The organism is Streptomyces sp. NPDC002144 (genome assembly GCF_053593695.1).
The window spans coordinates 254819-267856 of sequence record NZ_JBSFDB010000008.1; the positions used below are offsets into that span (position 1 = coordinate 254819).

Sequence of the window (13038 nt, forward strand, 5' to 3'; positions counted from 1 at the left end):
GAGCTACTTAGCTCCCGGCGCCCACAGTGCGGCCACGATCTCCATCTGTTTGAGGACCAGGTCGATCGCCTCGCGCTCCTCCTCCGGCGGATAGTCGAAAAACGCCAGCACGCGGCGGATGCGAGTGCGCAGTTTCGCGCGGACGGGCTCGCGGGAGAGCCAGTCGACGGAGAGGTTCTTCTGGATGTCCTTGACGAGGGCACGGGCGATCTCGGCGAGGGTGTCGTCGCCGCCCTCCATCACCTGGGCCATGTCGCGGTGGGCGACGGCGTCGTAGAAGGCCAGCTCGGCGTGGCTGAGCGGGGGGTCGAACCGCTCGCCGCGGCGGGCTTCCGCCGACACTTCCCTTGCCAGGGCGGCGAGTTCGGCGATGACCTGGGCGCTGGTGAGCTGCTGGAGCATGTAGCGCCTCATCAGGTCGTTGAGGCGCTCGGTGAAGCTCTCGTTGCGGACGACGTTGTGCTTGGTCACCTCGCGCATCTTCTGCTGGATCATGCGGCGCAGGGCCTCGGTGACCAGGTGCGGGGTCTCGGAGTTCTCCAGCTTGCGCAGCTGCGCCTCGTTGAGGCGGGTGATGTCCAGCCGGCCGATGCCGGCCTCCGCGTACAGGTCGGTGATCTCGTCGGCGTCGACGACCGAGGCGGCGAGGGCTTGCAGGTAGCGCTGGACCTCGGCGCTGAGCGGCTCTCCGTTCGCCTCGCGCTGGGCGGCGTCGAGCTTGATCATCCAGGCTCGGACCTCGCTGAAGAAGGCGATGTCACGGCGCCAGTCGTCCATGTCCGCGCAGCGCTCGGCGATCTCCTTGCTCATCGCGCAGACACGGTAGAAACGGTCCAGCCGGGCGGCGCTGTCCTTGAAGCGGGCGGAGAGCGGCTTGGCGGGGGGCTCGACCTTGTTCCCCGGGTTCTTGGGGTCGCGCAGGAAGTCGGCGGTCAGGCGCAGCGCACGCTTGCGGGTGTCGGGGCGGCCGGTGTCGGCAAGCCATTCCTTCCAACGGCTCCCGGCTAGAAGCCCCTTGATGGTGGCGATCTCGTTCTTGACCTCGGTGACGGCCCGTTCGATGTCCGCGCCGAGGGTCTGGTCCTTGCGGTCCTGGTCCGAGTACTCGCGCAGGGCCTTGGTGAGGTTGTCGGTGAGCGGCGCGTAGCCGACGAGCAGGCCGTCCTGCTTGCCGCGGAAACGGCGGTTGACGCGGGCGAGTGCCTGCATCAGGTTGGCGCCCTGCATCGGGCGGTCCATGTACAGGGTGTGGATAGGCGGCGCGTCGTAGCCGGTGAGCAGCATCGAGTGGACGATGAGCAGTTCCAGCTCGTCGTCGGGGTCCTTGGCGCGCTTCTGGACGACCTTCTGCTGGGACTTGCGCAGCGAGTGCTTGCGCAGGTGCTCGGGGTCGGAGCGGTCGCCGTGGAAGACGATCTTCATGACACCCTTGTCGACCTCGTCACTGACCCAGCCTGGCCGCCGCTCCGCCAGCGCGTCGAAGACCCGTACGCAGATCTCGCGGGTCGCGCACACGACCATCGCCTTGCCGGGGGCGCCGATGTCGGGCTTGACCAGTTCGCGGCGCTGCTCCCAGTGGGCGATCAGGTCGTCGGCGAGCTTGGCTATGCGGTCCTCGGCACCGTAGAGCGTGTTCATCGTCGTGGCGTACTGGATGGCTCGGCGGCGCTCGGCGTCGTCCATGCCCTCGGTGAGGGTGTTGGCCTGCTCATCGAGCGTGTTCGGGTCGACGTCCTTGGGCAGGTCGACCTTGATGACACGCGGCTCGTGGAACACGCGGACCGTGGCTCCGTCGTCGACGGCGCGCTTCAGGTCGTAGATGTCGATGTACTCGCCGAAGACGGCACGGGTGTCGGCCTCGGCCTTCGAGATGGGCGTACCGGTGAAGGCGAGCAGGGTGGCGTACGGGAGGGCGTCCCGCAGGTGGCGGGCGTAACCGTCGAGGCTGTCGTAGTGCGAGCGGTGCGCCTCGTCGACGATGACCAGGATGTTGCGGCGCTCGGAGAGGAGCGGGTGCGACTTGCCGGCGTCCTTCTCCTCCTTGCTCAGGCCGAACTTCTGGAGGGTGGTGAAGACGATGCCTCCGACGGTGCGCCGCGTCAGCTCGGTGCGCAGGTCGTCCCGCGTGTCGATCTGGTGGGCTTTCGTCCCCAGCAGGGACTCGCTGTCGAGGAAGGTGTCGTAGAGCTGATCGTCGAGGTCGTTGCGGTCGGTGATGACGACGATGGTGGGGTTGTTTAGCGCCGGGTGGCGGAGGACGAGCGCGGCCGTCTCGACCATCTCCTCCGACTTTCCTGCGCCCTGCGTGTGCCAGACGACGCCGGCCTGGCCGTTTGTTTGTGCCGCTTCGACGACGGCATCCACGGCCTTGTTCACGGCGAAGTACTGGTGCGGTTTCGCGATGCGCTTGCCGGTCAGGGGCTCGCCCGGCTTAGGCGGGGGGAAGTTGACGAAGTTGCGGGTGAGGGAGAGGAACCGCTCCTGCGTGAACAGGCCGTGCAGGGCGAGGTTCAGCGCGTCGAGGCCGTCGTAGCCGGGCTCGTTGGTGTCGACGGGCTTGCCCTCGTGGTCCACATTCCAGGGCGCGAAGTGCTCGTAGGGCGTGAATGCCGTGCCGTACTTGGCGGTTATGCCGTCCGAGACCAGGCAGAGCACGTTGTAGCGGAACGCGATCGGGAACTCCGAGACGTACGTCTGCAGTTGGGCATGCGCCGACTTCAGGGTGGCGTTCTCGTCGGAGGCGCTCTTGAGCTCGATGACGGCGAGGGGGAGGCCGTTGACGTACAGGAGGATGTCGAAGCGGCGGTGGCTGCCGTCGGTGTCGCGGAGGGTGACCTGGTTGACGGCGAGGTAGCTGTTCGCGCCGGGGTCCGTGAAGTCGACGAGGCGGACGGTGGGGGTCTGCTCGGCGCCGAACTCGTCGGTGTAGGTGAGGCGAATGCCGGTGGTCAGGTACTCGTGGGCCTGCTTGTTCTCCGGGTACGCCTCGCGGGAGGTGGGGTCGGTGGCGATACGGAGGGCTTCGTGGACGGCGGTGGCGGTGAGCTCCGGGTTCAGCTTCTCGATGGCTGCCTGGAGCTCGTCGTGGAGGATAAGGTCGTCCCAGTCGCGGCGGTGGCCGGTGCCGGGGGCGAGGTCTTTGCCAGCCCTTTTCTCCCAGGCGAGTTGCACGAGTTCATCCAGGGCGAGGTGCTCCCAGGTGGCCTCGGTCATTTTGGCGTCTAGATGGGCGGGGGTATGCGTGGGCTCGCTGCCGCTTTCGGTGGTCATACGGCGTCCTCCACGATCTTCTCGGCGTCACGGACACGGAGCTTTCCGGACATAAGTTGGGGGAGGAGGGTGTCGCGGAGAGTGGATAGAGAGCGGGATTCCTCGATTCGATTCTCAATTTGCCGGTGTAGGGGAGCAAGCTCCCCCTCGAGCACCGCCCTCATCTCAATGTCGATCATTGGAACTTGAACGTGATCGAAGGTCTTCATGTTGACGGTGGAGAAGACGGTCCCATGAGCGACGCTGAGCATGTTCTCGGCACCACTTCGAACCAGGTGGAAAAGAACCGCCGGAGGAATTTTCCCAGGACTAAAAGCATAACAGGACTGGTTAATCGCTGTTGGGCGAATAATGCGAGCTACCGCCCCAACAGTTCCGCGGGCCGTCAGAACAACCGACCGCTCTGGCAATGGCTTGACGCGCGTGTTAGTCGCAGCTTCTTTAGTGATTTGCTCTGCAGTGTCCACGACGACTCCTGATGTGGCACTAGCCACATCCTTGGCTGAAGCCCATGGAAATCCTGCCCCCCAGTAAGAGCACACCTTACGGTCTGGAGTGCCACCAAGGATCGGCACCATGTTCTTCGACATGGGTTCCAGTTGGGCCATTTGCGTGTACCGCCTGAAGATGGAGTTGGCGAGATCGTCAACTGTTCCGGCAATGCGCTCGTTGACCGCAATTTTGCCGTCCAACGCTCCGAGTACAGCGACGATTCCTTCCTGGACTCGGCGCGACGGCAGAGGGACGTGCAACTTCCGGATCGACGTCAGCGGCGTTGCAATCCCGGGAACTCCCACGGTCGAGGCATTGGCGAGAATAGATCGCTGCCCCTCACTCGACTGGAACCAATAGTAATAGAACTCCGGTAGTGCAATGGATTCATCGAGTCGCGTCTTGACCTGGCTTGACCCAATCACATATCGGCGGAATCGTGGCTCTCGAGGGATCATTGACACTTGCCCAATAGTTCCGCGATGCGTGAAGATCAAGTCACCTGGCTCGACATTGGCCGACATGATTTCATCGGCCTTCTCTTCGGTGATGAAGACAAAATCATCATCAACAAAGATTCCCCGCGCCAGATTGACACCGCGAACGACTGGCACCCCGGCGTCTACATAGTTCTCCTTGGTGATCTTAGAGCCGAAAGGCCCCATGGAGAAGGACGATCGTTCTTGCGCCGAAAGTTCCTGATACTCCACGTAACGCCACTCAGTCACCGATCCTCCCCAGCTGCTCCCGAACCACCACATCCAACCGCGCTGACTCATCCAATTGATCAAATAGTTCCTTCGTCAGCCGAGCAATCCGCTCGGCTACCGGCTCAGCGTCCGGGTCATCCTCAGTCTCCACCGCTCCCACATACCGCCCGGGCGTCAGCACATAGTCGTGCTTCTCGATCTCCTCCAGCGTCGCGCTGTAGCAGTACCCCGGCACGTCCGCGTATGAAAGGCCCTTGTCCCTCGCCGACTTCGTGCCCCGCCACGCGTGATACGTGTCGGAGATCTTCTCCAAGTCCTGCTCCGTGAGGATCCGCTCCGTGCGGTCGACCATCGTGCCCATCGCGCGCGCGTCGATGAACAGCACCCGGCTCCGCCGGTCCTCCAACGCCTTCGTCCCCTGCGGCCCCTTGTCCTTCGTCAGGAACCACAGGCACGCCGGGATCGCCGTCGTACGGAACAGGTTGCCCGGCAGCGCGATCATGCAGGAGACCAGGTCCGCCTCCACCAGCGCCGCCCGGATCTCGCCCTCGCCCGACTGCTTCGACGACATCGAGCCGTTCGACAGCACCACGCCCGCGCTGCCCCGGTCCCCCAGCTTGGACACGATGTGCTGGAGCCACGCGTAGTTGGCGTTCGACTGGGGTGGGGTGCCGTACCGCCACCGCCTGTCGTCCGACTTCCTCGCCCAGTCGGACATGTTGAAGGGCGGATTGGCCATCACGAAGTCGGCCTTCAAGTCAGGCAACTTGTCGTCCGCGAACGTGTCCGCCCAGCGGTCGCCGACGCCCTTCGGGTCCATGCCGTGGATCGCGAGGTTCATCTTGGCCAGGCGCCACGTGCGCTCATTGGCCTCCTGGCCGTAGACCGCGATGTCGTGCGTGTGGTCCTTGCCTCGCCGCTTCGCGACGAACTTGCCGCTCTGCACGAACATGCCGCCCGAGCCGCACGCCGGGTCGTACACCCGCCCCTCGTACGGCTCCAGCACCTCGACGATCAGGCGGACCACGCTCGCCGGCGTGTAGAACTCACCGGCCCGCTTGCCCTCAGCACGGGCGAACTTCTCCAGGAAGTACTCGTACGTCTCGCCCAGGACGTCCTGCGCGGGGCGGTCACCATGTCCCGTGAAACGCGCGTCGCTAATCAGGTCGACGAGTTCCTTCAGACGCTTCTGGTCGACGTTGTCGCGGTTGAAGATCTTTGGGAGGACGCCGGTGAGGGTCTTGTTGGCCTTCATCACCTCGTCCATGGCCTCGTCGAGCAGCTTGCCGACGCCGCCCTCCGCGCTGGCCGCGTTCTCCGAGATGTAGTCCCAGCGGGCCGTCGGGGGCACCCAGAAGACGTTCTTCTCCGTGTACTCGTCCTTCTCCTCCAAGAAGGCCGCCCGCCGGTGCTCCGGGATCTGGGCCAGCTCGGGGTCGGCGGCCAACTCCTCCCGGCGTTCGGTGAAGGCGTCGGAGACGTACTTCAGGAAGACCAGGCCGAGCACGAACTCCTTGTACTGGGCGGCGTCCATGGAGCCGCGGAGCTTGTCCGCGGCCTTCCACAGGATGTCCTGGATCTCCTTCGTGCTGGACACACTGAGCAGTTCGCCTTGTCCGGCGGCTGCCGCGGCTCGCTTGCGGGGAGGCATCGTTCCTTCTTCCAGACGGTGTCGGTGGATGGGTTACGTGCGGTTGGTCGCTCGGGGTTCGCCGAGGGTCAGGGTGCCGTCCGCCAAGCCCGCGATCGTCAGACTGCGGGCCTCGGCCAGCGCGTCGGCCTGGGCCCGCAGCAGGCGTTCCCGGCGTTCCGTCTCGGCCAGCAGGGTGTCGAAGCGGAGCACCTCGTCCGGGTCGAGATCGGGGAGCTGGTAGTCCTCGATACGGCGGGCCGGGCGTACCGCGCTGGGACTGCGGGCGGTGCCACGGGCCGCGCCGAGCAAAGCCGCGAGGACCCTGGGCGTGAGCGGGCGACGGGCGTCGGCGTTGACCCGGAGCACGCGCGCCGGGAACGCGACGACCGAGAAGCCGTCGTGGTCGACGTACACGCCCAGGCGGGGCGCCAGGGTGTAGACGACGTCACCGGGCTCGGTGAGCGCCGCCCGTTCGTACTCCGCGGCCAGCAGCAGGCGGTCGATGCGGCGCCCACCCACGGGCCGTGCGCCGGTGATCTCCTCGGGACCCAGGACGGTGTGGTGGCCGTCCCGGGTGAGGTGCTTCTCGTCGATGCGGTGGCCGGGGAGTCGGGTCACCCTGCGTGCGGTGATCAGCTTGCCCAGGGTGGTGCGCTCCGGCAGGCGGCCGACCCTGCGCAGCACGGCCCCTCGGTAAGGGCCCCGCTCGTCCTCGTACGTCCGGGTGTCCGCCGTCGCGCGCTCCAGGCGGGCCTCGGCCTCGGCGATCAGGGCGGGACGTTCGGTGATCTTGTCGGACCAGATCGCGGAGGCGGGCGGCGCGGGCGGGGTCAGGGGGCCGCCGAAGGCCCGGTCCAGGTCGGCGACGGGGACCACACGGCCGTAGCGCGGGTCGTGACCGTCGAGTCCTCGGAAGCCTTCCGCGCGCCAGAGCAGGACGTCCTCGGCGAGCCGCATGCGTATGCCCGGTGTGAGCTGTTCCGAGCTGATGTCGGCCAGTAAGACCTTGCCCTCCGCCGCCTGGACCGGGTCGCGTGTGAGCGTCCACAGCGCGGGACGGTAGCCGGGGCGGAAGGGCAGAACCCCGCCGGGAAGCGAGATGACCGACTCGACGATGTTCTCGCGCAGAAGGGCCGAGCGGAGCTGGGCGGCCTCGGTGCTCTTCAGTTCGTCGACGAGCGCGTCGGCCGGTCCAAGGACGACGGCCGTACAGCCGGGGCGGAGGAGGTAGGCGACGCGTTCGAGCTCCGTCAGGGCGGCGAGCACCGAGCGGTCCTCGCCGGGGCGGTACGGGAGCTGGGTGACGACGAGGTCGGGGTCCGCGAAGCGTTCCTCCAGGTCCGTGCCGGTCTGCACGTCGAGGTCGAGTTCGCCGACGCCCGCCAGCAGGAGGCGGCGGCGGGTGATGCGGGTGAGACGGTCGTCGGGGTCGGCGGCGAGGACGGTGACGCGGTCGTGGTCCTCTGTGTCCTCGAGGAGCGCGGCGAGCAGGTCGCCAGCGCGGGCGTGCGGGTCGGCGAGCGTGAGGGACTCGCCCTGCTCAAGGCGAAGGCGGAGGTCGGTGAGCTGGATGAGCAGGCTCCGCAGCTCCGGGGCGACCGCGTCGGCGGCGAGGGAGTCCAGCCCGAGCCGGGAGCGGGCGGCGAGCAGCCACTCGTACGCGCCGCGCTCGTCGTAGGCGGACTCGATCAGGTCCTCGGCGAGGCGGGCGAGCGGGGCCGCCGTAGCGTCGATGGCGCGCAGCTCGCGGAGTACGAAATCGTCCTCTGCGTCGATCCGTTCGGCTCGGCGCAGGAGTGCGGACCAGAGTGCCTCGTCGGCTTGGCTGTCGGACGCGGAAGCCGGGGAGACGTTCGCGTCGGCGGCCAGCGGCCGGCCGTCGAGTCGGCGCAGGCACAGCAGGCTGCCGAGCGTCTCGACGAGCTGCCACGGTGTGAAACGGTCTCGCAGCGCGATGATGCCGAAGAGGGCCAGCTCGGATCGGAGCTCCCGCGGGGCGGCGTTGCCGAGGCCGGAGGCGATCAGCCACTCGGTCACCTGCATGCCGTCGAACAGGGGCCGTCCCGAGTTCTCGGACACGGCGGCGGGGAAGTCCGGGTAACGTCGGCGCCAGGTGGACACGACGGGGCGCTTCACCCGGGCGAACGTCGCGATGTCGGTCATCGCCACCAGGAGGGGGAGCGGTCCGGGGGAACGGAGTGCCGGGGTCGGCAGACCAGTGACCACGGTGCGCATCCCTCCCCCGCTCATCTATCGTCACACCAGCCGCTTCGGCCATCAGGCCAGGCTGTCTCGCGTCTCGGCTCCGCTTGCGGCAGATTCTCGCCCGACGCCACAAGACGATACGCCGAGCCCGGTGACGCAGGTGCAGATTCCTTTGATAATGATGGTTATCAGACTGTGAGCAGGAATTCCGACAGCTGTCGAGGGTGCTTCGTCCGGCCGTGTGATTCACATCCGAAGTGCCATTGGCTTGCGAGAGATGCGCCAGAATGGCGGATCGGTTTCCCGAGCGGAACAGCGCTGAGGGGGTGGCAGCGGGACATGGCCGAGCGCATGGTCACCGTCGGTGGGGAGAGGAAATCCCCGGAGCTCGTGGACGGACCGGGGTGGAGCCGCCCCGGACTGGATGTCGCCGCAGGCCGTTATCCGCTCTCGGTGGAGCGGCATGTGGGGCGCATGGTCGATCACCTGGTGCCAGGAGTGACCACGTTGACTCCCCACGCGCGTTACTACGCTCTGCACGGGCTGATCGCGGCGGAAGCCGAGGCGGAGGATCTGACGGTCCCGGCCGCGCAGACTCTGCTCCGCCGTGCGGAAGTGGCCTTGGCCGCCGTGTCGTTCGCGCATCATCCGCAGGCTCTGGAGTGGCTGCCGCGTGCTCATGGGGTCGATGCCCTCGCCCGGCGGCTGCACTCCGGGACGGTCACCATGTCCGAAGCCGAGGTCCCGGGCAAGAACGGGTACGTGGGCAACCCGTGGGGGTTCTGGGCACCGTACGCCGGATCCGAGGTCGCACTCGGCATCCTCGGTCCGGGAGCCATGCCGGTTCCCGGGTCGCGGCTGGAGACCGCGGCACTACGAGCCGGACTGGGCGGGCTGCTCGAACTGGCCGCCGAGGACACACTGGACGTGGATGATCTCGCCTCCTTCGGCGACCGGCTGTGCGTGTGCGTGGGCGGCGAGCATCCTGACGGGGCGTGGCTGGCGAACCTCATGTGCGAGCCCGGTGGACCGGCCGAGGCAGGCTCCCGCTCGGCAACGCGACGCCAGACGATTCAGCTTCTGGCTCGTGTGGTCGCCACACATCCCGTCCGATACTTCACCCGCGACATCGGCCATGTGTTCGCTTTCGGCGACTTCCTGACCACCGATCCCGTCGCCAGCGGCATCGACGCGGCTGGTGCCTGGCGCGGAGTGGTGCTGCGGAACTACTCCGTCGGAGCGTGGCGCCGCCTGTGGTCCTGGCTCGTGGAGCAGGTCGACGGGCTGGTGCCGATCGAGGAAGTGGCCGACCGCTTCGCCGCGCAGTTGCCCGACATGACGGTGGACGCGTTCCTGTCCTCCCTTCCCGCGACGCAGAGCACAACCGGAGCGCCGTTGCCCGCCGAGCACGACCTGCGGTGGGCGGACGACCCCTTGCCCCTTGCAGAGTTAAGGGTGCTCGCCGCCGGCGCCCGCCGGGTGGACGAACTCACCGGTCGGGTCCGGGACGCGTTCCTCGGCCGGCGCGGTGTCGAGCTCGGCCCGGAATGGTTCCAGCGGCGGCTTGACGAAGCCCGGCCCATGAAACTGCGCGACGTCGCCCGCCGACTCACCCACGACCTGGTGGCGCGGTCGCAGCGGATCGCACTGGCCAAGGCCCGCCGCCGCGCCGACGGCACGTTGTGGTTACCGACCCGGCTGCACGAGCGGGGCGGGCTGCTGTACCGGACGAGCCAGGAGGGGCGTGGTGACGTCGGCCTTCGGCTGGACCAGCTCGGGACCGTCCTGGCTACCTGCGGCGTACTGCAGTACCACGACCAGCACTGGTCAGTGACCAGGAGCGGGAGGGCTCTCGTTGACTGAGACCGCACCGGCACCGGGACCGGTGGAGCCGCCCGCCGCGTTCGCCTCGCCTCTGACCCTCATCCTCGACGAGGAGCGCAGGGGCGGGGGGAGCCTGGAAGAAGCCCTCTTCCTCAGTTTCACCGCCGATCTCGGCTTCTTCGAGGAGGTCGCCCTCGGCGTCACCCAGGCCACCGGCGCACGCGTCACCGTGGCGGGAGACGTCTCCATGACCCGGAACGATCCGCGCTCCGTCCGGCGGGCCGGTCGTAGCTACCTCGCCGGTCTGGCATACGCCCACGGTCCCGCGTTCCACCCCAAGCTGATGGTCCTCGCCGGACCGGAGCACGCCACCATCGCCCTCGGCTCAGGCAACACCACGCTGGCCGGCTGGCAGGCCAACGCCGAGCTGTGGACGGTTCTGCGGGTGGACGGCGAGCAGAGTCCCTCCGCTGTTCCGGAGTTGTCCGCATGGCTGCGCGGCCTCCCGGAGAAGGTGAGGTTCTCCGCCGGTGTGCCACAGGCGCTGGGGCGGGTCGCAGCGCTGCTCGACCGGCTCCACCACGACAGGACACCGACGGCGCCACAGGTCCGCATCGTCAGCAGCCTGCGTTCGCCGATCATCGAACAGCTTCCGCAGGGGCCCGTCGACGAACTGGCCGTGTTCGCGCCCTTCTACGACCGGCGCTCCATGGCACTGCGGCGACTGCTCGAACGCTTCCGGCCAAGCCGGTTCACCCTCGCCTACCAGCCCGGACTCAGTGACCTTGACGGTCCGTCGGTCGCGGCCCTGGTGAAGGAGTACGACGGACGCATCATCAGCGACAACGACCAGCGGTACCGCCACGGGAAACTCGTCGAGTGGGTCTCCGAGGGTCAGCGGTGGGCCCTGACCGGCAGCCCGAACCTCTCCGCCGCGGCCCTGCTGCTTTCCCAGGGCGACGGCGGCAACTGCGAACTCGGCATCATCGCTCCCATCACCGCCACCCTCCTTCCGGACGGCACCGACGAGCCCGCCGCCCGGCTGCACACAGTCCCGCCCCTCCCCCGCCCCATCGCCGGCAGTGGGCCACTGCTGCTCGGTGCCCTACGCGTACCGGACGGCCTGGAGATCAGCGTGGCCCGGCCTCTCTCCGACACCGCGCACCTGGAGTTGTCTCAGGCCGCAGCACCGCCGGAGGCATGGGAGCGCATCGCCGAAATCCCGCCCGGACAGGCAACGCTGACGGTGACGGCTCCGGCCGATGCGGGCAGCCGGGTGCGCCTGGTCGTACTCGACAGCGACGGCGTACCGAGCTTCGGCAACATCGTGTTCGTCGTCGACCCTGACCGCGCCCTGCGCCGAATGACCCCGACCCAGTCCCAGACCCCTACGACACGGCCTCCCGACCTGTTCTTGGATCCCCGGCTCGCCGAACGATTCCTGGGCGACCTGGAAACCCTCCGTACGGGACTGACTCCCACCCCAGCGGGCGTATCCGCGAGCAGCAGCACTGGCGGTGCGGTCGCGACGGCCCCGCTGGACGGCGACGAGGACGGCTGGGAGCGCTATCTGGACGAATGCGCCGGACGCGTCGGGCATCCGCTCACGCGCTTCGCGCTGGGGCTCCCCCTGCCCACCGATATCAGCACGCCCTTTCAGGATTTGCTGCCCGTCTCCTGGGACGAGCGGTTCATCGATGACATCGAAGCCACCCTGGACGATGACGACGCGGAGGCCGTGGCAGCAGAGCACGACCCCGAGGCAGCCGGTGCCGAAGCGAGCAGCACCGCCACCCTGCCCGACCTGCGGCAGGCCGACCAGGAAGTCCGCCGTAGATACCGGCGCTGGGTGGAGCGTCTCGTCGCACTCGCTCCCCAGCTGGGCCCTCCGGAGCGCATGCTCGTCGTCCGGCTGGCCCTGTGGACCGTCGCGGCCGGCGCCTGGCCTCCGGCACACACCGAATGGCTGCCACTGCTCTCCCGGGCCGTCCGTGCACTGAACCGAAACGACCTTCCCGAGCGGATCGAGCCCCAGGTCGCCAGCCTCGCCGCAGTCGCCCTCGCCGTGCTCCGCAGCCACGCCCCACGCTACGAGATCACCTCTGAGACACTCGCCTTCAACGAAGCCTCCCAGGCAGTCGGCCACCTGCTTCCCGCAGTGGATTCCGCGTACGTGACGGAGTACACGACGCTGCTCGACACAGCTTTCGGCCCGGCCGTGGATCCGGCCGCCGTGCTCGATGTCGCGTCGGACGTCGTCCAGGACGACCCCCTCGCCGACGCCGTATGGTCCCTCGTCGAGAAGGGGCGCGACGTACACCGCCACGGACGACTCCTCCTTCATGTCACCGGCCGCTTCAGTAACCCCGCGCTGGTGGCACTCGAAGCAGTGGGCGCCGCCGAGGACGCGCCCCTGGTCGGGGCCTGGGCCGACTCGGGCCCGGACTCCGGTGGGGGAGCCTGGGCGCTTGTCGTCTGGCGGCGGCCTGACCTCATCGTGGTCGATGCCCGTCGGTCGGTTCCGCTCTGGCGGCATTACCGGCTCACTGGGCTGGTAGGCCCCAGAGCCCTCGCCGCACAGCGCGGCTTCGAATCCGCCACCTCCGTACCCCACGGTCCCCGCAACGAGCCCTTCGACCTGGCTCACCAAGTCTTGTCGGACGTCGGTCTGGCCGGGCTCCGGTTACCACAATGCGAGCCATAGCCCGAGGGAGGGATGAGGTGGCGGTCCCAACAGTTCCTGGATGGCCTTGAACTTTTCGTCGGACCATGACGGTGCCTTGGCCAGTTGGCGCTGCACCCAGTCTGCGTAGCTACCGCCTCTTCCTGCCGACGGTGATCCGCACGCGTCGCTGGTACTCCTCAAGCGGCACACCTTGGGCTACGCGTCTGGACTCCACTCCC

At 67.8% G+C, this 13038-nt stretch carries 6 protein-coding genes; 2 read left to right on the forward strand and 4 right to left on the reverse strand.

Going from position 1 to position 13038, the window contains the following annotated elements:
* Nucleotides 1–3: 3 nt before the first annotated feature.
* The 4 genes from ACWCQ1_RS15150 to ACWCQ1_RS15165 are packed head-to-tail and all read right to left on the reverse strand — an operon-like array spanning nt 4 to nt 8340.
* On the reverse strand, nt 4–3270 hold the full coding sequence (locus ACWCQ1_RS15150) for a type I restriction endonuclease subunit R (RefSeq protein ID WP_451026650.1): 3267 nt from the start codon (nt 3268–3270) through the stop codon (nt 4–6).
* Nucleotides 3267–4490 carry a restriction endonuclease subunit S gene (locus tag ACWCQ1_RS15155; protein ID WP_451026651.1) on the reverse strand — a complete coding sequence of 408 codons (1224 nt, stop codon included), beginning with the start codon at nt 4488–4490 and terminating at the stop codon, nt 3267–3269. The genes ACWCQ1_RS15150 and ACWCQ1_RS15155 overlap by 4 nt, the downstream gene beginning before the upstream one ends.
* Nucleotides 4483–6123 (reverse strand): class I SAM-dependent DNA methyltransferase, encoded by a 1641-nt coding sequence (locus ACWCQ1_RS15160; RefSeq protein WP_451026652.1) that lies wholly within the window; start codon nt 6121–6123, stop codon nt 4483–4485. The genes ACWCQ1_RS15155 and ACWCQ1_RS15160 overlap by 8 nt, the downstream gene beginning before the upstream one ends.
* 33 nt (nt 6124–6156) lie before the next feature.
* Entirely contained in the window at nt 6157–8340 is a 2184-nt protein-coding gene (locus tag ACWCQ1_RS15165) for a hypothetical protein (RefSeq protein WP_451026653.1), read from the reverse strand.
* A 309-nt stretch (nt 8341–8649) separates the two neighbouring features.
* Between ACWCQ1_RS15165 and ACWCQ1_RS15170 the strand changes: the two genes are divergently transcribed.
* Both ACWCQ1_RS15170 and ACWCQ1_RS15175 read left to right on the forward strand, forming a co-directional pair.
* Nucleotides 8650–10173, forward strand: coding sequence for a hypothetical protein (locus ACWCQ1_RS15170; protein WP_451026654.1), 1524 nt, complete (start codon nt 8650–8652; stop codon nt 10171–10173).
* Nucleotides 10166–12838 (forward strand): hypothetical protein, encoded by a 2673-nt coding sequence (locus tag ACWCQ1_RS15175; RefSeq protein ID WP_451026655.1) that lies wholly within the window; start codon nt 10166–10168, stop codon nt 12836–12838. The genes ACWCQ1_RS15170 and ACWCQ1_RS15175 overlap by 8 nt, the downstream gene beginning before the upstream one ends.
* Nucleotides 12839–13038 lie beyond the last annotated feature (200 nt).